The 20,925-nt window shown below is 65.7% G+C and carries 19 protein-coding genes and 1 pseudogene; 1 reads left to right on the forward strand and 19 read right to left on the reverse strand.

The window, feature by feature from the left end; genetic code table 11:
* From DMP11_RS10240 to DMP11_RS09255, 6 genes and pseudogenes are all read right to left on the reverse strand, one after another.
* A pseudogene (locus DMP11_RS10240) lies at positions 1-395 on the reverse strand (hypothetical protein); the annotation flags it as partial.
* A 1-nt stretch (position 396) separates the two neighbouring features.
* Positions 397-1,353, reverse strand: coding sequence for a methionyl-tRNA formyltransferase (locus DMP11_RS09235; RefSeq protein WP_123186205.1), 957 nt, complete (start codon positions 1,351-1,353; stop codon positions 397-399).
* Positions 1,354-1,358: 5 nt separating this feature from the next.
* Complete coding sequence (gene def, locus DMP11_RS09240) at positions 1,359-1,907, reverse strand: peptide deformylase (RefSeq protein ID WP_123186206.1); 549 nt, start codon at positions 1,905-1,907, stop codon at positions 1,359-1,361.
* 182 nt (positions 1,908-2,089) lie between these two features.
* Positions 2,090-4,021 carry a DNA primase gene (gene dnaG / locus DMP11_RS09245; RefSeq protein ID WP_123186207.1) on the reverse strand — a complete coding sequence of 644 codons (1,932 nt, stop codon included), beginning with the start codon at positions 4,019-4,021 and terminating at the stop codon, positions 2,090-2,092.
* 8 nt (positions 4,022-4,029) lie between these two features.
* A complete protein-coding gene (locus DMP11_RS09250; protein WP_123186208.1) occupies positions 4,030-4,224 on the reverse strand; it encodes a hypothetical protein in 195 nt (64 codons plus the stop codon).
* The gene (locus tag DMP11_RS09255; RefSeq protein ID WP_123186209.1) at positions 4,221-4,919 is read right to left on the reverse strand and encodes a hypothetical protein; all 699 of its coding nucleotides are present in this window, start codon (positions 4,917-4,919) and stop codon (positions 4,221-4,223) included. The genes DMP11_RS09250 and DMP11_RS09255 overlap by 4 nt, the downstream gene beginning before the upstream one ends.
* Positions 4,920-5,080: 161 nt before the next feature.
* On the opposite strand from DMP11_RS09255, the gene DMP11_RS09260 reads away from it, so the two are divergent.
* Positions 5,081-6,310, forward strand: coding sequence for a deoxyguanosinetriphosphate triphosphohydrolase family protein (locus DMP11_RS09260; RefSeq protein WP_123186210.1), 1,230 nt, complete (start codon positions 5,081-5,083; stop codon positions 6,308-6,310).
* On the opposite strand, the gene rnhA is transcribed toward DMP11_RS09260, so the two are convergent.
* From rnhA to nusA, 13 genes are all read right to left on the reverse strand, one after another.
* Positions 6,307-6,789 (reverse strand): ribonuclease HI, encoded by a 483-nt coding sequence (gene rnhA / locus DMP11_RS09265; protein ID WP_123186211.1) that lies wholly within the window; start codon positions 6,787-6,789, stop codon positions 6,307-6,309. The two genes, DMP11_RS09260 and rnhA, sit on opposite strands and share 4 nt — an antisense overlap.
* Before the next feature lie 9 nt (positions 6,790-6,798).
* Complete coding sequence (locus DMP11_RS09270; protein ID WP_123186212.1) at positions 6,799-8,277, reverse strand: helix-turn-helix transcriptional regulator; 1,479 nt, start codon at positions 8,275-8,277, stop codon at positions 6,799-6,801.
* Between the two features lie 122 nt (positions 8,278-8,399).
* The gene (gene tatA, locus DMP11_RS09275) at positions 8,400-8,663 is read right to left on the reverse strand and encodes a twin-arginine translocase TatA/TatE family subunit (RefSeq protein ID WP_123186213.1); all 264 of its coding nucleotides are present in this window, start codon (positions 8,661-8,663) and stop codon (positions 8,400-8,402) included.
* Positions 8,664-8,878: 215 nt separating this feature from the next.
* Positions 8,879-10,999: a sodium-translocating pyrophosphatase gene (locus tag DMP11_RS09280; protein WP_123186214.1), complete on the reverse strand. Its 2,121-nt coding sequence runs from the start codon at positions 10,997-10,999 to the stop codon at positions 8,879-8,881.
* Between the two features lie 204 nt (positions 11,000-11,203).
* Positions 11,204-12,361 carry an NAD(P)-dependent malic enzyme gene (locus DMP11_RS09285; RefSeq protein ID WP_123186215.1) on the reverse strand — a complete coding sequence of 386 codons (1,158 nt, stop codon included), beginning with the start codon at positions 12,359-12,361 and terminating at the stop codon, positions 11,204-11,206.
* An 84-nt stretch (positions 12,362-12,445) separates the two neighbouring features.
* The gene (locus DMP11_RS09290; protein WP_123186216.1) at positions 12,446-13,063 is read right to left on the reverse strand and encodes a sortase domain-containing protein; all 618 of its coding nucleotides are present in this window, start codon (positions 13,061-13,063) and stop codon (positions 12,446-12,448) included.
* 176 nt (positions 13,064-13,239) lie between these two features.
* The gene (gene ribF, locus DMP11_RS09295; RefSeq protein ID WP_214646979.1) at positions 13,240-14,178 is read right to left on the reverse strand and encodes a riboflavin biosynthesis protein RibF; all 939 of its coding nucleotides are present in this window, start codon (positions 14,176-14,178) and stop codon (positions 13,240-13,242) included.
* Positions 14,165-15,166 (reverse strand): tRNA pseudouridine(55) synthase TruB, encoded by a 1,002-nt coding sequence (gene truB, locus DMP11_RS09300; protein WP_214646980.1) that lies wholly within the window; start codon positions 15,164-15,166, stop codon positions 14,165-14,167. The genes ribF and truB overlap by 14 nt, the downstream gene beginning before the upstream one ends.
* A 9-nt stretch (positions 15,167-15,175) precedes the next feature.
* A complete protein-coding gene (locus tag DMP11_RS09305) occupies positions 15,176-16,159 on the reverse strand; it encodes a DHH family phosphoesterase (protein WP_123186218.1) in 984 nt (327 codons plus the stop codon).
* Positions 16,160-16,163: 4 nt separating this feature from the next.
* Positions 16,164-16,547 (reverse strand): 30S ribosome-binding factor RbfA, encoded by a 384-nt coding sequence (gene rbfA, locus DMP11_RS09310; RefSeq protein ID WP_123186219.1) that lies wholly within the window; start codon positions 16,545-16,547, stop codon positions 16,164-16,166.
* A gap of 97 nt (positions 16,548-16,644) precedes the next feature.
* Positions 16,645-19,404, reverse strand: a complete 2,760-nt coding sequence (infB, locus tag DMP11_RS09315) for a translation initiation factor IF-2 (protein WP_123186220.1) — start codon at positions 19,402-19,404, stop codon at positions 16,645-16,647.
* 3 nt (positions 19,405-19,407) lie between these two features.
* Positions 19,408-19,713 carry an RNase P modulator RnpM gene (rnpM, locus tag DMP11_RS09320; protein WP_123186221.1) on the reverse strand — a complete coding sequence of 102 codons (306 nt, stop codon included), beginning with the start codon at positions 19,711-19,713 and terminating at the stop codon, positions 19,408-19,410.
* Positions 19,714-19,722: 9 nt separating this feature from the next.
* On the reverse strand, positions 19,723-20,925 hold the full coding sequence (nusA, locus tag DMP11_RS09325) for a transcription termination factor NusA (protein ID WP_123186222.1): 1,203 nt from the start codon (positions 20,923-20,925) through the stop codon (positions 19,723-19,725).

The following is a 20,925-nucleotide window of genomic DNA, read 5'->3' on the forward strand; positions in this document are numbered from 1 at the left end:
GGGGGTTTCTTGGGCTGGGGGCGCTTGGGCTCGTCGGAACGGCGCGGGCTGGAAAATCCGCCCTTACCGGGCGCGCCCTTGCCGCCGTCGCGGTCGCCATCACGGCTAAAGCGCTGCTTGTCCCCGGAGGGGCGCCTGCCGCCGTCGCGGCTAAAGCGCGGCTTGTCGCCGAAAGAGCGCTTGGCGCCCTCCCCGCCAGCCGGACGGCCGTCGCGGTCGTCGCGGCGCGGGCCGCGGGGCTTCGACGGATAGGAACCCTGACGGGCGCCGGAAGAGCCGCCACGGCCCTCGCGGCCGTAACCGCCCTTGCCGCCCCGCGGGGCGCCGTCGCGCCCGCGGCCGTTGCCGCCGTTGCCAGATCTTTGGGGCCTGGGGCCGTTGCCGTTCTCGCTCATGTTACTCCGTTTCCCACGTTGCGCCCGCTGCGCGCAAATTCTGGCGGCCGGCCACAAAGGCGGCCGCGTCCATTTCCTTTTTCCCCTCCGGCTTCAAGCGCCGCACCTCGAAAGCGCCCCCCCTGGCCCCCAGCAGCAAGCGTTTGCGGAAGAAAACCGCCGCGCCCGGGGCAAGGCCCTCTTCGGGCAGGCCGTCTTCGTCCACCGGCGCCGCCTGGGCAATCGCGGCGCGAACGCCGTCGATGGAGCACTTCGCCGGATGGGCCTCGCTGGCCGAACGCACCCGCCGCACGTTGTCCAAGGGGCCGAGCGCGGGGGAAAGGTCCAGCTCCCCCTTCTCGATTTTACGGGCGTACGTGACCAAGGCCTCGTCTTGCCGCTGCCAGGGCACGTCCCCCGCTTCCACTGCCCGCAACAGGGCCCGGAACCCCTCCGCCGCCAGCGGCGCCATGAGGGCCAGCAGCTCTTCGGCGCTGCGGCTTTCGCAATCCACCGCCGCGCAATAGGCGAAGTCGCCCGTGTCCAGCCCGGCCTCCATCTTCATCACGCACACGCCCACCTGCTCATCCCCCGCCAAAAGCGCCCGCTCCACTGGGGCGGCGCCGCGCCAACGGGGCAGCAGCGACGCGTGGGCGTTGAAGCAGCCGAACCGGGGAATGTCCAGCACCACCTGGGGCAGCAGCATGCCGTAGGCGGCCACCAGCACCGCATCCGGCCGCAGCTCCGCCAACTGGGCTTGCGCCTCATCGGAGCGCAGGGTGCGCGGCTCGAACACCGGCAGCCCCGCGCCGAGGGCCACTTCCTTCACCGGCGAGGGCACCAGCTTCTTGCCGCGCCCCCGCACCGCATCGGGACGGGTATAGACGGCGCTGAGCTCGCAGCCCTCCGGCAGCTGCTCCAAAAGGCAGGCAAGGATGTCGGCGGCGAAACGGGGGGTGCCCATGAACACGATGCGCATGGGGGCTACTCCTCTTCCTCCACCACGATGGCCGTCTCACCGGGGCGGGCGCCGGCGGCCTTGGCCTCTTCATAGGCGGCAAGGGCGCGGATGCGCACTTCCGGCGAGCAGGACTCGAACAGGGTGCGGCCGTTCAGGTGGTCGATTTCATGCTGCAGGCAGCGGCCCAAAAGCCCGTCCCCTTCGATTTCCCACAGCTCGCCGTCGAGGCCGGTGTACTGCACGCGGGCGAACGCCGGCCGCGTGACGGGAACGGAGACGCCGGGGCAGGAAAGGCAGCCCTCATGGGCGGTTTCCATGTCGCCGGACAGCTCCACGATCTCGGGGTTGATCAGCACCAGGGGGTCGCGGTCGTTTTTGCCGGTGTAGTCCACATCAATCACGATCAGCCGCTTGTTCACCCCCACCTGCGGGGCCGCGATGCCGCAGCCGTCGTTGGTGTACATGGCGTGGGCCATCTGCTTGGAAAGCTTGCTCAGGGTTTTGTCTTTGGGGTCGCAGGGCTCGCACACCTGCGCCAAACCCGGGTCGGGGGAAAGCACTATCTTCAACATTCGCTACGTCCTTCAGTTCAGGCACCGGCCGCCCTTAAAGAACGGCCCGCCGCACGGGAAACGGAAGGTTCCGCGGCGGCATCTCACTTGCAAACTGGCAGTTTACTACAGCTTTTTGCCCCCGCTGGCCGCCGCCGCCATTCCCCGCAGAAAACCCCAACCAAACGGCCGCGGGAGAAGCGCTAGCCTACGGGGATGCTGCGGGAATGAGCCGCCTTGCGCTGGTTTATGGTCTGGTTCAGCGCCGTGATGGAGGCGAAGGCTTCGCGCCGTTGCTCGTCGGTGAAGGCGGCGGACTGGAAGGCCATCCGCATTTCGGCCAGCGAATCCTCCATGTCCCCTATTTGCAGCTCCTCCATCGCGAAGGCCAAGTGCTCCTCCGCCGTGCGCCCCTCCGGCACCGTTTGGGCCGAGAGCATGGCCCCTGCCCGCGGCACCTGCTGTTCCACGGCCCGCACCAGGGCGGCCGCGTCTATGGCGGGGTTGCGGTACAGCTGGTCCACCAGCGCAAACGCCACCGCTTCGTTGAAGGGGGCGTGCCAGCGCACGGCGGCCATGGCCTCCAGGTAGGGGGCCGAGGCCGCCGGGTTCTGGGCCAGCACCCCCAAAAAGTCCCGCTCGAACCGCAGCCGGTTCATCTCGCCGCGGGAAGCCGCCTCGCGAAAGCCCAGCGTCACCGCGCCATCCGGCGCCCCATAACCCTCTTCGCCGGCGGGCACTTCCTCATACACCGGCCCATCGCCCGAAGGCGCCGGCGCAGAAACCTCGTCGCGGGCCTCGTAGCGGCGCGGGGGCGTCAGCTTCGCCAGCAACTGCAGCGCGTCCTCTTCCCGCACCTGGGTGCGGCCGGCAATCTCCACCGCGTAGTGCTTCGCCAAAATGGAATCTTTGATGGGGGCCAGAAGGTTGATGGCCTCCACCATCGCCTGCATGCGGGCGTTGGTGTTGCGCAAATCCACCCGGGCCAGCTTGCGGTCGATGCCATACTCCAAAAGCGGCTTCGCTTGGGCCAGCAGCTGCCGCAGCGCATCGGCCCCCTTCGCCGCCACAAATTCAGCCGGATCCAAATTGTCGGGCAGGGTGACGGCCGCCAGTTCGGTTTTCGTGCGGCCAGCTTCAGGGGTCATGGAGCTGTCGATGAACCCCAGCGCCCGGTCGCTGGCCCGCTGGCCCGCCTCATCGCCGTCGAACAGGTAGATGATTTGCTTGGAGGCATGGCGCGACAAAAGCCGTATGTGCTGAGCCGTGAGCGCCGTGCCCAGCGTGGCCACCACGTTGGCGATGCCGGCTTCCGCAAGCGATATCACGTCGGTGTAGCCCTCCACCACGATGGCGACGCCGCTGGCGGCCATGGAGGCCTTCGCCTTGTCCAGGCCGTAGAGCACCTTCGATTTGTGGAACAGCGGGGTTTCCTGGGAGTTCAGGTACTTGGGCTCTCCCTTGCCCACCACGCGCCCGCCGAAGGCGATGCAGTCGCCCGACGCGTCGAAGATGGGGAACATTATGCGGTTGAAGAAACGGTCCCGCAAACGGCCGTCGCGGCCGGGCAGCGCCACGTTGGCCAAGGTCATCTCCTCCCCGCTGAAGCCCTTGGAGGTGAGATGGCGCACCAGCGCGCCGCGGCCAGGGGCGAACCCCAGCATCCAGCGCTTGGCCACCGGCGTTTTGAAGCCGCGCCCCGCCAGGTAATTACGGGCATCGGCCGCCTCAGGGGCCGGATTGCGCATCAGCTGCCCGTGGTAGAACTCCGCCGTCTCGCGGCACACTTCCTTCAGCCGCAGCTTCTGGTTCTGAGTGGTGCGGGGGCCGCGCCCCTCTTCTTCCACGATGTCGATGTGGGCGCGGTCGGCCAAGAGCCGCACCGCTTCCGGGAAGGACAGATCTTCGCTCTTCATCACGAAGCCGAAAACGTCGCCCCCTTCCCCGCAGCCGAAGCAGTGCCACAGCTGAGTGGAGGGATCCACCTTCATGGAGGGGGTTTTCTCCTGATGGAACGGGCAGCAGCACCACAAATCACGCCCCTTGGGCTTCAAGGGGGCCACGTCCTGCACCACCGCCACCAAATCGGTGGCTTCCCGCACCCGCGCTATGTCCGCGTCGCTGATTCTCGCCACGTTAGCCCCTAGCCCCGCCGGCCGGAATCCATGCGCCGGTAGAGCACCTGCAGTACCGCGAAGGCCGCAAGCAGCGCCACCGTGGTGGCAACGCGCCCCACCGAAAAGGTTTTATAGCCGATGATGAACACCGAAATGCAGAACAGCGCCATCAACAGGCACAGCAGCGATAGCCACCGCAGGTACCGGGACTTGTCGCTCATTCGTCCCTCCCCCGCGGCACCACCCGCATGAAATCGTGGGAAAGCGCCCCTTCGAACTCTGCGGGGGCCGCCTGGAAACCGGCGTCCAGCTTGGCCGCGAGAGCCCGGGCCACCAGGGAAAACGCCCCCACGCGAACGGCGCTTCTGGCCCCGTCCTCGTATTGGCGCAGGTAAGTGCGCTGGGGCACGAACACGGCCACCGCCAGCGCGCAGCCAATGGCGCCGGCGCTCATGCCGATGCCGTTCAGCAGCGCGGTACCCCCCGCGCCCAGAAGCATCGCAAGCGCCGTCACCGCGGCGTCCGCCAGCACATAACCCCCCAAAGCCCAGCCGAAGGAGCGCCACGCGTGCCCCTCTTCCTGGCCCAGGGCCGTGAGGGCGGCAATCACCAGAAGGGCCCCCAAAGAAGGCACTGCGGCCCCCGCCAAGTCGAGCGCCGGCACGAAAACCGCCAGCAGCACCAGCAGCGCCGTGAGGGCAAGGGCCACCGCAAAGGTGCGGGCCAAGCGCCGCGACAGGAAGGCCTCCCCCTTCTGGGGGCCGGCCGCCGTGCGCACCACCGCCCCGTGCCCTCCGCGGGAAACGGGAGTGGTGGCCAGGGGAACCAGACCGTCCCAGCAGCGGCGCTCCACAAACACCAGGGCCAACAGCCCCAAAACCACCGCCACCAGGAGGACAATGCCCAAAGGCTCCATAATCGCTCCCCCTTTCAGTGATGGAAGTTGGTTAAAGACAGAAAAGCGCTCAAAGCTGTTGGGTATAATACCACGCGTCCGCCCGCCGCAACGGGGCGGCAAATTCATTCTATCTTCAACGGCTTTCCCCCGGAAACGCCCTTCTATACAGGAGTCCGCCCATGGCCGAAACCGCCATCCCCTACCTCACCCTCTCGCCCACCGTCGAACGGGAAGTGGCCCTGCAGCTGGCCAGCGGAGGCAAAAGCCCCTACGCCACCGCCGATGCGGCAGTGGTGCGCCGCGAGGACAACCCCCACGACGAGGGCACCGTGATGCGCCCCGCCTTCGCCCGCGACATCGAGAAGGTGCTGAATCTTCCCGCCTACAATCGCTACACTGACAAAACCCAGGTGTTTTCCTTCGTGCAGAACGCCGACATCTCCCGGCGCGCCCTGCACGTGCAGCTGGTGAGCCGAGTTTCCCGCAACATTGGGCGGCTGCTAGGACTCAACTGCGACCTCATCGAGGCCATAGCCCTCGGCCACGACCTGGGGCACACCCCCTTCGGCCACGCGGGCGAGCGGTTCCTCTCCGCTTGCTTCCACCGCCGCACCGGCGGCTACTTCAACCACAACGTACAATCGGTGCGAGTGCTGGACCAGCTGTACCGCCGCAACATCAGCCTGCAAACCCTCGACGGCGTGCTGTGCCACAACGGCGAATTCGCCCAGCAGAAGCTGAACCTGGGCTCCATCACCAGCTTCGAGAAGCTGGACGCCACCGTGGAGGGCTGCGTGCACGACCAGTCCACCATCAAAACCCTGTGCCCCTCCACTCTGGAAGGCTGCGTGGTGCGGGTGAGCGACATGATTGCCTACCTGGGCAAAGACCGGCAAGACGCTGTGGCCATGGGGGTGCTGGATGGGCTTGGCGCCTTCGAGAGCAGCTATATCGGCACCGACAACGGCCGCATCATCAACAACATGACCGCCGACATCGTGAACAACAGCTTCGGGCGCGACTACATAGCCATGAGCGAAGCCGCCTTCGAGGACATCAAACGAGCCAAGCGCCAGAACTACGAGGAAATTTATCTGAAGGAAGGCATGGTGGACGAAGCCGAGAATATCGTGGAGGAGATGTTCGAGGAGATGTACGAGCGGCTGCTGACCGACCTTCTGACCGGCAACGAGACGTCCCCGCTGATCACTCACCACGTGGCCCGCCTCTGCGAGCTGTCCCGCACCATCACCGCCGAAGAGTACCTGGCCGGCGAGCCGAACCAGATTGTGGTGGACTACCTGTCGTCCATGACCGACAACTACTTCATGGCCCTCTACGAGTTCTTCTTCCCGCGGGCCAACAAGGCGGTGCTCCCCCGCGACTACTGCTGGGACCTGCGCAACTAACCCGCGAAGCCCTCGTCCACCGAGAGAAGATGGGCCGGCTGATCGGCGGCTTCGGTGGCCAGCTGGTCGCAGCGCTCGTTTTCCGGATGGCCGGCATGGCCCTTCACCCACACGAAGGTAACCCGGTGCGGCTCCATGGCCGCCAGCAGCCGCTCCCACATGTCGCGGTTCTTCACCGGCTCTTTCTTGGCGTTCTTCCACCCCTTGCGCCGCCAGCCTTCCACCCAATGCTGGTTAAAGGCGTTCACCACGTACTGGGAATCGGTGATGACGGTCACCGTGCAGGGGCGGTTCAGCGCCTCAAGCCCCCGGATGGCCCCCAAAAGCTCCATGCGGTTGTTGGTGGTTTCCCGGAACCCCTCGGAGATTTCCTTCTGGTGCACCTCGCCGTTGGCCAAGGTGCAGCGCATGAGGGTGCCGAAACCGCCCGGACCGGGATTGCCGCGGGACGAGCCGTCGGAATAGATGGTTACTTCCATGAAGGACTCCTAGGAATCGAGAGTTTCTGACAGGTCGATCAACTGCTGGCGGTTGTGCACCCCGCACTTGCCGTAAATGCGGCGGATATGGGTGTCCACCGTGTTCTTGCTGATGAACAGCTCGGAAGCGATGCGCTCGGCCGTGCGCCCCTTCAGCACGAAGGGCAGGATTTCCGACTCTCGCTTTGAGAGGACGAAGGCGGCGGCCATGCGCTCCACGCGGCGCTCGAAGCCGTCTTGGCGACTGACCACCACCGAAAGGGAGCGCAAATCGCGGTCGGTGAACAGGAACAGGTAGGCGCAGAGGGCCATCACGCCGGCCAGCGCCCCCACCCCGTAGGCCATCGCGGCGCTGGCGGACAGCCATTGCAGCAGCGAGGCGGCCAAGATGCCCAGCGCCTGCCCCAGAAACAGGAACAAAAGGCCGCGGGAAAGCCCCAGCCCCGCGTTGCCGCCGGAAAGCGACCCCATCACCATGAACAGGCACACCAGCACCGTCTCCACCGCCAGATAGCCGGCCAGCGCCACCGCCTCGCCCGGCATGCTGGTGCCCGACAGCACGGGAACGGCCAAAAAGCCCGCCATCATGATGACCACCGCCAAGCGATAGGCGCCATCGAGCGGGCCCTCATCGCTGCGGGCGGCAGGGGCGTCCACCTTGGGCAAGATGGAGATGCCGGAGAACAGCGGGTTGCGGCCGAACAGCTGCAGAGCGCCGATGGAAAAGAGCACGAACAGGAAGAAGCTCCAGGACAAGCCGGGGGCCGCAGCGGCGCCCGGCACCGTGGCCAGCGCCTGGACCGCCCCCAGCGCCAATCCGAAGAACAGGGTGCCCGCCACCATGCGGGCCCCCAGCCGCAGCGCCTCCGGGTCGGCCTCGGTGGCGCGAGAAGGCGGCGGGCAGGGGGCGTCGCCGGCCCCGCCATCGGCGCCGGAGCGCAGCTTTGCCAGATAAAAGCCGTTGCCAGCCGCTGTCATTGCCATCACCAGAGCACCGCCGCTTTCCGGCAGCACCGACGCCGCGAGGCAGATGGCCCCCGCCAGCGCGCTGCCCAGAAACACCTCGGGTACGAAGCGGCTGATGGATTCGCGGCAGAGCAAACCACCCCAGGCGCAGAAAAGCCAGGCGCAGGGCACCGCCATGAGGGCGCAGGCAACCACGGTGAGCGGCTGGGCATCCCAGCCCATCGCCCGCGTGAGCCCCTGCAGGGCCGCCCCCGCCATCATGGAGGCCACCAGCACCGCCGCCAGTTTCCCCCGCCGCAGCAGCTGCCCGTCGCGGTTGAACAGCCGCGGGTACAGCCCGAAAGCCAGCATCATGAACAACAGGCAGAACAGGCCGTCGGACAGCTCGATGGCGCAAGGGCCTAAGGAAAGCGAGCGGTTGGCGCCCAGGAACATCATCAGAAACAGGAAGGCCTGGTTGCAGCCGAACCCCACGAACGAGAAAACGATTTGGGCCGCTCCCCTCTTCGCCGCTTGGGCCATCCGTCTGCACCTCCCTTCCGATTCACTGCGTTTCAACCGAAGGAATTATACCTGGGGAAAAGAAAAAGGCGCCCGCCATCCGGCGCGCGCCTCTGCTTGGTGTCCAAAAAGATGGGCGAGAGTTACTCGGCTGCTGCATCGTCGGAAGCAGCTACAACCTTCTTTACCACCTTTTTCTTCGGGGCGGCCTTGGGCTCCTCCACCACTTCCTCGACGACTTCCTCCACCTCGGGCTCTTCGTCCTTCGAGTTCATGCCGTCGCGCAGGCCCTTCACGGTCTTGCCGATGGCGGAACCCAGTTTGGGGAGGTTCTTCGGACCGAAGATCAGCAGCACCACCACCAGGATGATTACGAGCTCGGGAACGCCCATGCCAAGAAACTTCATGTTTATCTCTCCTTTTTCCGCGAGGCGCTGTGCCTTTCGATTCAAGCGCCTGCGCCAGCTGGTTTCAACGGTGCCCATCATGGGGCAAAAACACCGCTGTGCCTATCACGCAGACTGGTGATTTTGTCACGTAGAAAAAGAATATCCCTGTCACGCAAATACGTGACAGGGATATATGGGCTGCTCAGAACTATTCTAATAAGCGAATAGTAAGTTTAGAGCAAACTTTGAATGGTGATGAACAGCGGGCTGAAAGTAAGCGACACGATGGTCATCAGATTGATGAGGATGTTCATCGACGGGCCGGAGGTGTCCTTGAAGGGGTCGCCCACGGTATCGCCCACCACGGCGGCCTTGTGGGCCTCAGAGCCCTTGCCGCCGAAGTTGCCCTGTTCGATGTACTTCTTGGCGTTGTCCCACGCGCCGCCGGAGTTGGACATGAAGATGGCCAGCAGCATGCCGGTGGCAACGGCGCCGGCCAAGAAACCGCCCAGCATGGCCGGGTTGAAGCAACCGATCACCACGGGCACCACGATGGCCAGGCAACCAGGCAGCATCATTTCCTTCAAAGCAGAGGAAGTGGAGATGGCCACGCACTTGTCGTACTCGGGCTCGGCCTCGTACTCCATGATGCCCTTGATCTCGCGGAACTGACGGCGCACCTCTTCCACCATGGCATGGGCGGCGCGGGACACGGCCCCCATGGTGAGAGCGGCGAACATGAAGGGCATCATGGCGCCGATGAAGATACCGGCCACGATGAGCGGGTCGGTAAGGGTGAGCTCGAAGTTCTCGATGTAGTGGTGCATCGTGGCCTGATAGGACACGAACAGGGAGATGGCGGCCAGGCCGGCACTGGAGATGGCGAAGCCCTTGGCGATGGCGGCAGTGGTGTTGCCCACGGCGTCCAGCGCGTCGGTGCGGTCACGCACCTCTTCGGGCAGGCCGGCCATCTCGGCAATGCCGCCGGCGTTGTCCGCCACGGGGCCGTAAGCGTCAACGCCGATGGTGATGGCGGTGTTGGACAGCATGCCGGTGGCGGCCAGGGCCACGCCGTAGAGGCCCACCATCACGCCGCCCTCTATGGTAGCGGCCGGGAAAGCCATGTTACCGCAGAAGAACGCGCCGATGATGGCGAAGGCCACCAAGCAGATGGGGGCGATGGTGGAAAGCATGCCGGTGCCCAAGCCCTCGATGACCACGGTGGCGGCGCCGGTTTCGGCGGCGGCCGCAATCTTGTGCACCGGGTTGTAGTGGTCGGAGCAGAAGTACTCGGTAATCTTGCCGATGGCCAGGCCGGCCACCAGGCCGCAGATGACCGAACCGAACAGCCACACCGGCTGGGCCGCAGCGCTCTGGCTCTGCCACATGGCAAAGATGGCCAGAATTACCAGAATTTCGATGCCAGCAGCCACGTAGGTGCCGCGATTCAGCGCTTTATGCAGATCGGCGCCCTCTTTAGTGCGCACTGCGAACAGGCCAATGATGGAGGTGATGATGCCGCAGGCTGCGATCATCACCGGCACGACAATGGTCCACACGAAGTCGCCCTCGGTGAAGTAGCCGCCCAGCGAGCCGAAGGTAACGGCCAAAATAGTGGGGGCCAGGATGGCGCCAGTGTAAGACTCGAACAGGTCGGCGCCCATGCCGGCCACGTCGCCCACGTTGTCGCCTACGTTATCGGCGATGGTGGCGGGGTTGCGGGGGTCGTCCTCGGGGATGCCGGCCTCCACCTTGCCCACCAGGTCGGCGCCCACATCGGCGGCCTTGGTGTAAATGCCGCCGCCCACACGGGCGAACAGGGCCACGGCGGAAGCGCCGGTGGCGAAGCCCTCCACCATGCCGATGTTCTCATGCATCAGCTGCGGATCGGCCAAGTTGACGCCGAACACCAGGAAGATGAGCCACAGAGACAGGCCCATCAGGGCGAACGACGCCACGCACAGGCCCATGGTGAGGCCCGACTTGAAGCTGACGTTCAGCGCCTTGGCCACCGATTCCTCGGCAGCGTAAGCGGTGCGGGTGTTGGCGCGGGTAGCCACGTACATGCCCACGTAACCGGCAGCGGCCGACAGCACGCCGCCCGTAACGAAGGCGATGGCGGTGATGGGCGAAAGCGCCACGGCCATGATAACGGCCACAACCACCATGAAGATGATGAGCAGCTTGTACTCGCTCATGAGGAAGGCTTGGGCCCCCTGCTGGATTTTGAGCGAGATGCTGTTCATCTTGTCGGGACCGGGGTTCTGCTTCAGAACCCACGAGCCCAGGTAGGCTGCCACGATAATGCCGATGGCGGCACAAATCGGGGCAAGCCATGCGACTTGCGTAGTCACGATGACCCTCCTTATCCCTTTGGACAGAACAAGATGCTCGAACAGTTTTCCCGGAACTGTTTCTTGCGCCGTATTCTAGGATAAAGAAGGTGCCAGGCGCCCATCGCCCCCGCCATCGGGGCGCAGCGGCGGGTTTTAGGCCTTTTAACGGGCCTGATATGCCCCGCAATGGCCCCGTTGCGCCCCCGCAGGCGGACGCGGCCGCTAGGCGCGGGCGCTCACCGCCTGGGCCACGGCGTCGGCCACGCGGGGGTCGAAGGGGTCGGGCATGATGAACTCCTCGCACAGTTCATCATCGGACACCAGCGCCGCCAGCGCCTCGGCTGCCGCCAGCTTCATGGGCTCGGTGATGCGCTCGGCCCGCGCCGCCAGCGCGCCTTTGAATATGCCGGGAAAGGCAATCACGTTGTTCACCTGGTTGGGGAAGTCGGAACGGCCGGTGCCCACGATGCGAGCGCCCGCCGCCTTCGCCTCATCGGGGAAGATTTCGGGGGTGGGGTTGGCCATGGCGAACACGATGGCGTCATCGGCCATGGAAGCCACCATCTCCGCCGTGATGGCGCCAGGGGCCGAAACGCCGATCACGATATCGGCGCCGCACAGGGCATCGGCCAGCGTGCCGCTGACATCTTCCAAATTGGTGGTTTGAAGCATGGCCTCCTGGGCCTCGTTCATATTGGGGCACTGCGATGACAGGATACCGAAACGGTCCACCATGGTCACATGGGCGAAGCCGTAGCTGAGCAGCAGCTTCGCGATGGCGATGCCGGCGGAACCGGCGCCGTTCACCACCACACGCACATCGTGCTTGTTCTTGCCCGTGAGGCGCAGGGCGTTGATGATGCCCGACAGCACCACGATGGCGGTGCCGTGCTGGTCGTCATGGAAAACCGGGATGTCCAGCAGGTCGTTCAAGCGGCGCTCTATCTCGAAGCAGCGGGGCGCCGAAATGTCCTCCAGGTTGATGCCGCCGAAGGTGGGGGCGATGGCCGCCACCGCTTTGATTATCTCTTCGGTATCTTGGGTGTCCAAGCAGATGGGAAACGCGTCCACGCCGCCGAAAGCCTTGAACAGCGCCGCCTTCCCTTCCATTACCGGCATGGCCGCCAGAGGGCCGATGTTGCCCAGCCCCAGCACCGCGCTGCCGTCGGTCACCACCGCCACCGTGTTCGACTTCACCGTGTAATCGTAGGCGGCCGCAGGGTCAGCGGCTACGGCGCGGCAGGCCTCGGCGACGCCGGGCGTATAGGCGCAGGCCAGGTGGTGGCGCGTGGTTATTTCCATCTTGGGGGTAACCTCTACCTTGCCCCGCCACTGTTTGTGCAGTGCGAGCGATTCTTGGGCAATGGCGTTAGAGCTCATGGAAGGCACCTTTCAATCAATCTGTAAAAGTGCTCCCATTGTAAGGCTGCGCCCCTGGCCCGGTGGCCATCCTTCGGGGAACGACTACGCGCACACCACAATGCGGTAGTGGGCGTTGTCGCCGCAGCACGTTTGCAGCACCACCGACTCGCCGTAGCCGGTCACTTCGGCGGAAATGTCCTCCCAGCAGGTGTCGTCGGTGACGCGGAAGGCCTTCGCCACGTGATAGGTGCGCATGTTGCCCTGCCGGTCGCACACGCGCACCGCGTCCCCCTCTCGCAGGTCCATCACCTCGTGGAAGGGGCCCGGGTTGTGGCCGATGAAGTAGCCCCACGAGCCATCGGTGGTACTGTCGGCGCCCAACCACAGGCCGGCGCCGCTTCGGGGCGCCGTTTCCGCTTCGAAGTCGTCTATATAGGGAAGCACGCTATCCCCTACTTGAATGGTGGCGGGGGCCATCGACCGAGCATCGGGGGCCGAAGCCGCCGGCCCGACCGACGCCGGTTGCGCCGCCGGCTGGACGGCCGGAGCAACGGCCGCAGCCCCAGTCGCGTTATCGTCCGCCGCAGGAACGGCCGCAGATGCAACCGCCTCGTCAAGCGCTTCGTCGGCCACAATGTCAACGGCGTAAGTCGCCGGCATCGCCATAACGGCGCACAGAGCGGCGCCGGCCATGGCCTTCACCGCAAGCAGGGGAATCATCGGGCACCTCCTTGACGCTCAGTCCGTCAGGGAAATGGTAGGGCCGTCAAAACCGGTGCAGCTGATGCGCCGGCCAGCCGTTTTTGCCGCGTAGAACCTTGGTTAATTGCAGGAAAGCCCCGTCAATCCCCCGTTAAACGGCCGTTGCCGGGCGCCGCGCCCGCCAAGGCGCGCCCTCAGAAGGAGAACGGGGGCATTTCGTCGCGCACGTAGGCGATGTTGCCCAGCACCGTGGCCTTGAGCTCCTCCACGCTGGAGAACTTGCGCATCGGGCGCAGCCATTCCGCAAACTGCACGGAAATGGGCTGGCCGTAGATGTCCCCTTCGAAGCCGATGAGATGCACCTCCACATTGGCAGCGGCCTCTTCGGCGAACGTCGGGGGCACCCCCACCGCCACTGCCGCCCGGTAAGGCCGCCCCTCCACCGTGGCCCATGCGCCGTACACCCCGGGCCCGATGGCCAGCATTTGCACCGGCACCTGCAAATTTGCGGTGCGGAAACCGAATTCACGGCCTTCGCCGCGGCCCTCTACCACCGTGCCCTGCAGGGAATACGGGCGCGTAAGCAGGGCGTTCGCTTCTTGTACCCGCCCTTCTTCCAAAAGGCGGCGAATGCGGGTTGCCGTCACCGGCACCGCGCCTTCCGCCAAAAGCTCGTGGGCCGCCACCTCCATGCCGCGGGGCCCGCCCCACTGCAGAAGCTGCTCCACCGTGCCCTGGGCCTTGGCCCCAAAGCGGAAATCGGCCCCCACGTGCAGCTGCCCCGGCGTATGCCGGCCGAACAGCAGCTCCAAGAACTCGTCAGGGGAATTGGCGGCGAAATCCGCCGTGAAGGGGATGCTCAGCACGGCATCGACCCCTGTGGCGGCCAGGGTTTCCAGCCGCACCTGATTGGTCATGAGCTTTTTCAGGCGCCCCGCCGCGAACAGCTCGTCGGGGTCGCGGTCGAAGGTGATGGCCAACGCCGGCGCGCCGGCGGCCAGCGCGCCTTCGACGGCCTTGGCTATGAGGTACTGGTGTCCCTCGTGCACGCCGTCGAACACACCGAAGGCGCAAGACGCCCCCTCCAGCATGCTGGACCTGAAATCCACGCCCCATGCGCTAACAGCGGCCACGGCGCACCCCCTGGGAAAACACGCAATCGGGCACCAAGGCCCCCTTCTCCTGGCTGAAGCGGTACAGGGCCCGCAGAAGCCCGCCGCTCACCACCGCCACCACTTCCCCGTCCGCCAAGGGCTCCTCCGACGCGCGGATGCGGGGCATGCAGGCGCACACCGTTTCGCGGAAGGGGTCGCCGTTGAACTGGTAAAGAGGGCTTCGGGCCGACAGCTTTCCGCCGTTGGCAAGGCTTTTCTCCTGATGCTCGTCGGCGAACAAGAACCGCAGCCCCAAAAGTGCCAGCGGATCGAGGGCCGCTTCGGCGCCGCACTCCTCCAGCTGCTTCAAGCTGACGCACTGCGCTTCGGTGAGCCGCCCCACCGCCAGGCGCCGCAGCTGCTCAACGCTGCCGCCGCAGCCCAGGGCGGCCCCGATATCGCGGGCCAGCGAGCGAATGTAGGTGCCCTTGGACACATGGCAGGCCACGCGCCAGAACAGGCCGTCTTCGGTTTCCTCCACCGCCAGCAGCTGCAGGGAGTACACCTCCACCGGCCGCGGTTGCAACTGCAGCACCCGCCCCTTTCGGGCGGCGTCGCAGGCTTTGGCGCCGTTAACCTTGATGGCGGAATAAAGCGGCGGCATCTGGTTTTGGAATCCCTCGAAGCGGCGCAGGAACTCTTGGGCGAGGTGCGGGTTAGCCGCCTGACAGGGCACCGGAGCCGTGCGGATCACCTGGCCCAGCGCGTCGTCGGTGTCGGTCTCAACCCCCAGGCGGACGAGCACCTCGTAGCGCTTGTCGTGGTCCACCAGGTACTTGTCCAGCCGGGCGGCGGGCCCCACGCACACCTGCAAAACGCCGCTCGCCAGCGGGTCCAGCGTGCCGGTGTGGCCCACCCGGCGCTCGCCGAAGATGCGGCGCACCCGGTTCACCACATCGTGAGACGACATGCCGGAAGGCTTATCGATGGCTATGACCAGGGAAAATTCGCTCGGCTGGCGCTTCATGGGCAACCGCTATTCCACATGGGACAAAATGGCCCCGAGCGCTTCCACCGCCTGGGCCACGCTGCCCTGGAAGGTGAAGCCGGCAGCGGCCCTGTGGCCCCCTCCCCCGAAGCTGCGGGCGATGGAGGCCACGTCGGTATCGTCTTTGGCGCGCAGGCTTCCGCGCACCGCATCCCCCTGCTGCCGCAGCATGCAGGCAACCCGTACCCCGCTCACCGAGCGCAACAGGTTGATCAGCGGCTCGGCGTCGGCCTTAACCGCGCCGGCCCGCTGGAAGTCGTCCTCGGTCAGCCAGCTTATGACGCACTGGCCCTCGCGCAAGAACTCCATGCGCTCGATTGCCACCGCCTCCAGCTGCAAGGAGGCCCGGCTGCGGTTCTGGAACACCTCGCGGCTTATCTCGCCGGGAAGCGCCCCCGCCTCCACCATCTCGGCGGCAGCGCGGAACACGGCGCTGGTGGCGTTCTGGTACTGGAAGCGACCGGTATCGGTCATGAGGCCGGTGTAACAGCAGGTGGCAACGGCCCCTTCGCAATCGGCCCCCAAAAGATGGCACAGCTTCCACACCAGAAGGGCCGTAGCCGCCACGTCGGGATCGGTGTAGCTGTAGTCGGCCATGGGGGCGTCGGTGGCATGATGGTCCACCGTCACCGTTGTCCCTGCACGGCGGCGCACCGCGTCCCCCTCCCCCAACCGCTCGGGAATGGGCACGTCCACCGCCACGAACACGTCCGGCACATCGGAGAGAAGGGAGGCGGACATCAGCTGGAACGTCCCCGGCAGAAACCGCAGCGAGGCGTCGATGGACTCCGGGCCGGCAGTGAGCGTGAACACGGTTTTGCCCAGCTGCCTCAAAGCGCAGGCAAGCCCGAGCCCCGAGCCCAGGCAATCGCCATCGGGGCTCACGTGGCCGCAGATGGCCACCGTGTGCGCCTTCAGCAGCACTTGGGCGATCTCTTCCAGCGTGGTGTTGGTTTGGGGGGTTACGGCCACTGCGCTAAAACTCCTCGCCCTCGCCAATGGTTTCTTCGGCGATGGTTTGACGGGCCTTCTCCTGGGCTATGTACTTGCCCACGGTTTCAGCGGCGTCCACCGAACCGTCGCGCATGAAGCGCAGCTCCGGCGCCACCCGCCAGGAAAGCTTCTTGGCCATCAGCGAGCGAATGGCCCCCTTGGCCCCCTCGAACGCCGCCTCTACCGCCGGATAGCGATCGGGTTCGCAGGTGTAATACACGTTGCACACGCTGCGGTCGTAGCTCACCTCGCAACCGGTGATCGTGACCAAATGCAGCCGCGGATCGGAAATGTCGAACAGGAGAATGGACGCGATAACCTCACGGGCCTGCTCGTTCACCTTTCGGTTGGAAGCACCTTGCTTCATGGCGGTCTCCTTTCGTAGGTTCCGCATTGAGTATAGCGCTCGCCCAGGGGCAAACCCCCAGGCGAGCGCGGCATGAACGCTATCGTTAACTGGCCGATTACTCGGTGCGCTCAACTTCCTTGATGATGTAACCCTCGATGGTGTCGCCCACCTTCAGGTCTTGGAACTTCTCGATGCCGATACCGCATTCGTAGCCCTGCTTCACGCTCTTCACGTCGTCTTTGAAACGGCGCAGGCTGGCCATGCGGCCCTCGAAGATAACGGTGCCGTCGCGCACGATGCGCACCTTGTCGTCGCGGTGAATCTCGCCTTCGATGATGTAGCAACCGGCGATGGTGCCCACCTTCGGCACCTTGAAGGTTTCGCGCACCTCGGCGATGCCGGTGTCCTCCTCCACGATATCGGGGGACAGCAGGCCCACGCGGGCGGCATTGATGTCCTCCAACGCCTGGTAGATGACGCGGTACAGACGAATGTCCACTTTCTCCTTCTCCGCCTGGGCCCGCGATTTGCCGGTGGGGCGCACGTTGAAGCCGATGATGATGGCGTCCGACGCCGCCGCCAAAGTGACGTCGGTTTCGGTGATGCCGCCCACGGCAGAGTGCACGATGTTGATGCGCACTTCCGACTGGTCCATCTTGTCGAAGGCGTCCCGCAGTGCTTCGATGGAGCCCTGCACGTCGGCCTTCACGATGAGGTTGAGGTCGGTCTGCTTGCCGTCTTCAATGCGGCTGAACAGGTCGTTCAGCGACATATGGGACTTGGTTTCCTGAGCCGCCAAACGTTCGCGCAAAGCGCGTTCCTCCGCCAGCTTGCGGGCGTCGCGCTCGTCCTCGAACACCCGGAACTCATCGCCGGCCGTGGGCACCGAGCTCAGGCCCAGAATCTCTACCGGATCGGAGGGCTTGGCTTGGGAAACGTGCTCGCCGATGGGGTTCACCAGGGCGCGCACGCGGCCGTAGGAAGTGCCGGCCACCACCATGTCGCCGGGGCGCAGCGTGCCGCGCTGCACCAGCACCGTGGCCACAGGCCCCCGGCCCTTGTCCAGGTTGGCCTCGATAACGAAACCAGAGGCGATGGCATCGGGGTTGGCCCGCAGCTCCAGCACGTCCGCCTGCAGCAGGATGGTTTCCAACAGGTCGTCGATGTGCAGGTGCTTTTTGGCGGACACCTCCACGAACATGTTGGAGCCGCCCCACTCTTCCGGCACCACGCCGTACTCGGTGAGTTCTTGGCGTACGCGGTCGGGGTTGGCGCCAGGCTTGTCGATTTTGTTCACCGCCACCACAATGGGCACGTCGGCCGCCTTGGCGTGGTTAATGGCCTCGATGGTCTGCGGCATCACGCCGTCGTCGGCCGCCACCACCAGCACGATGACGTCGGTCACCTGGGCGCCGCGGGCGCGCATGGCGGTGAAGGCCTCGTGGCCCGGGGTATCGATAAAGGTGATCTGGCGGCCGTCGATGTTCACCACCGACGCGCCGATGTGCTGGGTGATGCCTCCGGCCTCGCTCTGCACCACGCCGGTATGGCGGATGGCGTCCAGCAGCGACGTTTTGCCGTGGTCCACGTGGCCCATGACGGTAACCACCGGCGGACGGGGCTGCAGGTCGTCCTCGGAGTCCTTGTACACCACCGCGTACTCTTCCTCCGGCGACACGATGCGCACACGCCGCCCCATGTCGTCGGCGATGAGCTCGATCATGTCGTCGGTGAGCGACTGGGTGAGGGTGGCCATCTGGCCCAGCATGAACAGGCGCTTGATCACGTCGTTGGGGGGCACGCCCAGGGCTTCGGCGAACTTGGCCACCGTGGCCCCCTGGGGCACCTGGGCCACCGAGTCGTCCAGCACCAGCTCCGGGTCGAGACCCTTCTCAATGGCCTCCAACTCGGCCCGCTCGCGCGCTTCCGCCTCGCGCTTCTCCTTGCGCTTTTTGCGGCGCCCCTCCCCTTCGTGGGTGGTGGCGGCGGCAACGGCGGCACGGGCCTCGGCCAGCACCTTGTCCCGCTGCATCTTCTCCGCCTGCACCGCCATCTGGGCGTAACGGTCTTCTTTGGGCTCGTCGGTCAGCTCAAGCTCGGGCACGAACTGGGAAGAGTGGCCGGCGCCCTTCTTCCCCTTCTTGCCCTTGCCGGCGGGGCCCGCAGCGACCCGCGCGCTCTGGGCTGCCGCCTTTTGGTCTTCGATGCGCTGCTTTTCCGCCTCAATTTGCGAAAGCAGCGAGCTGAAATTGGAGCCGCGGCCGCCGCCCAGCACCGGGGCCGCCTTCGGGGCGGGCCGCTCGGCCGGAGCAGGGGCAGGACGCTGGGAGCCTTTGCGGTTGCGCTCCCGCAGCTGCTGCTCCACCGCCTGCTTCTTGGCAACTTCGGCAGCGGCTTTCTCGGCGCGGGCGCGGGCGCGGGCGGCTTCCCGCTCCCGCTCCACGCGCTCTTTCTCGCTCTCGATCTGGCGCTCAAGGCTCTCAAAGGCGGAATGGCGCTGCGGCGTCTGCACGCGGGGGGCCTCCCCTTCGGGCGCGGGGGCGGCTTCGGCCTCTTCCTCCCGCTTTGCGCGGGCGGCTTCCCGCTCGGCCCGCTCCTTTTCCACGGCGGCGCGGCGCGCGGCCTCTTCGGCCGCCTTGCGGGCGGCCTCTTCCTCTTGCTCTTTCTTGAGCTCGGCCTCTTCGTCGGCGGCCAGCTTGCCGGCCCGCTGCTTGATTTCCGGCTCCAGGTTCTTGCGAATCTTCTCCACGTAGGCGTCCGCCAGCATGCTGGCGTGCGACTTCGCCGGAATCTTCATGTCGCGCAACCGGTCCAGCAGCTCTTTGCTGGTCATGTCGAACTCTTTGGCCAATTCATGTACGCGCATGCTAGGCATTTATCACTCCTCCGTTTCCCCATCGCCGCCAGAGGGGCAGCCGAAGAACTCTTCCATCAACTGTTCGTAACTCTCAGGCGCAATGGAGATGCGCAAAGCCCGTTCCAGCCTGCGGGTTTTGCAGGCCTTCTGCAGGCACTCCTTACTGCAAACGTAGGCGCCGCGCCCCGCCGCCCGTCCGGTGGCGTCGAAGGCCACCTGGCCGGAAGCGGTGCGCACGAAACGGTGCAGCTGCCCCTTGCCCTCCTGCTTTCCGCAGCAGATGCAGGTGCGCTGCCGTTTCGGGGATTGTGCGCCGACGTTTGCCATGGGTTAACCTTATTCCTCCTCGTCGGCGTGGATGCCGCAGAAGCGGCTTCCCTCGCGGGCGTGGTTGCGGCAACGGGTGCCGTCCTCGGCCACGTAGGCGCACAAGGTGTCGTCCTCATCGTCCTCATCGATGAGCATGTTCTCTTCCACCGGCGCGGAACCGGCGAAGCTCTGGGACTTGATGTCCACGTGCCAGCCGGTGAGCCGGGCGGCCAGGCGGGCGTTCTGCCCCTCCTTGCCGATGGCCAGCGAAAGCTGATCGTCGGGCACGATGACGGTGGCGTAGTGGTTGTCCTCGTCGATGAGCACCTGCGACACGCGGGCCGGAGACAGGGCATTGGCCACGTAAACCGCCGGGTCGGCGCTCCAGGGAATCACGTCCACGCGCTCGTTGCGCAGCTCTTCCACCACCATGCGCACGCGGCTGCCCTTCGGCCCCACACAAGCGCCCACCGGATCGAGGTTCTCCTCGCGGGAGGCCACGGCCACCTTCGAGCGGGCGCCGGGCTCGCGGGCCACCGACTTGATTTCCACCATGCCATCGTAAATCTCCGGCACTTCAATCTCGAACAGGCGGCGAATCAGATCCGGGTGGGTGCGGCTCACCACGATAGCGGGCCGCGCCTGCTCACCGCGGGCGCGGGGGGCGTCGGCGCGGGGGTCGCGCACCTCCACGATAAGCACCTTCAGCCGCTGGTTGTGACGGTAGTGCTCGTTGGCGGGGCGCTCGTTGCGCTCGCCGGGGTTGCGCTTCTGGTCGTAATGGGGCAGTTCCGCCTCAACGCCGTCGCGAATCTTGATGATGGTGAAATCGGGGGTGCCCTGCAGCACGGTGCCGGTCACCAAATCACCGATACGGCCGGCGAACTCCTGGTAGATGTTCTGACGGCCTGCTTCGCGCACCAGGGTGGCGATGACCCCTTTGGCATTCTGGGCGGCGATGCGGCTCACGTCGGCGGGAGTGACGTCGCGCTCTTCGAACTCGGCGTACTCGCCGGTCTCCGGGTCGGGCTCGCCCACCGGCACCAGCTCGTACACGTAAATCTTGCCGGTTTGGCGGTCGATGGTAACCGAAGCGTCCCACTCCAGGTCCAAAATGCGCTCATAGCTTTTGGCCAGCGACTGCTCCAGCCGCTCGATCAGGTAAAACTCGTCGATCTTGCGCTCATGGGCCAGCGCCTGAAGCGCCTCGATCAGTTCTGAAGAAGCCAC

It is taken from the genome of Parvibacter caecicola (genome assembly GCF_003725335.1).
In the GTDB taxonomy this organism is placed as follows: domain Bacteria; phylum Actinomycetota; class Coriobacteriia; order Coriobacteriales; family Eggerthellaceae; genus Parvibacter; species Parvibacter caecicola.

Excerpts from the sequence above, each read along its gene's own strand:
- DMP11_RS09235 (WP_123186205.1), bottom strand. The coding sequence starts at position 1,353 with ATGCGCATCGTGTTCATGGGCACCCCCCGTTTCGCCGCCGACATCCTT.
- def (WP_123186206.1), bottom strand. The coding sequence starts at position 1,907 with ATGTTGAAGATAGTGCTTTCCCCCGACCCGGGTTTGGCGCAGGTGTGC.
- DMP11_RS09250 (WP_123186208.1), bottom strand. The coding sequence starts at position 4,224 with ATGAGCGACAAGTCCCGGTACCTGCGGTGGCTATCGCTGCTGTGCCTG.
- DMP11_RS09255 (WP_123186209.1), bottom strand. The coding sequence starts at position 4,919 with ATGGAGCCTTTGGGCATTGTCCTCCTGGTGGCGGTGGTTTTGGGGCTG.
- DMP11_RS09260 (WP_123186210.1), top strand. The coding sequence starts at position 5,081 with ATGGCCGAAACCGCCATCCCCTACCTCACCCTCTCGCCCACCGTCGAA.
- rnhA (WP_123186211.1), bottom strand. The coding sequence starts at position 6,789 with ATGGAAGTAACCATCTATTCCGACGGCTCGTCCCGCGGCAATCCCGGT.
- DMP11_RS09270 (WP_123186212.1), bottom strand. The coding sequence starts at position 8,277 with ATGGCCCAAGCGGCGAAGAGGGGAGCGGCCCAAATCGTTTTCTCGTTC.
- tatA (WP_123186213.1), bottom strand. The coding sequence starts at position 8,663 with ATGAAGTTTCTTGGCATGGGCGTTCCCGAGCTCGTAATCATCCTGGTG.
- DMP11_RS09285 (WP_123186215.1), bottom strand. The coding sequence starts at position 12,361 with ATGAGCTCTAACGCCATTGCCCAAGAATCGCTCGCACTGCACAAACAG.
- DMP11_RS09290 (WP_123186216.1), bottom strand. The coding sequence starts at position 13,063 with ATGATTCCCCTGCTTGCGGTGAAGGCCATGGCCGGCGCCGCTCTGTGC.
- truB (WP_214646980.1), bottom strand. The coding sequence starts at position 15,166 with ATGAAGCGCCAGCCGAGCGAATTTTCCCTGGTCATAGCCATCGATAAG.
- rbfA (WP_123186219.1), bottom strand. The coding sequence starts at position 16,547 with ATGAAGCAAGGTGCTTCCAACCGAAAGGTGAACGAGCAGGCCCGTGAG.
- infB (WP_123186220.1), bottom strand. The coding sequence starts at position 19,404 with ATGCCTAGCATGCGCGTACATGAATTGGCCAAAGAGTTCGACATGACC.
- rnpM (WP_123186221.1), bottom strand. The coding sequence starts at position 19,713 with ATGGCAAACGTCGGCGCACAATCCCCGAAACGGCAGCGCACCTGCATC.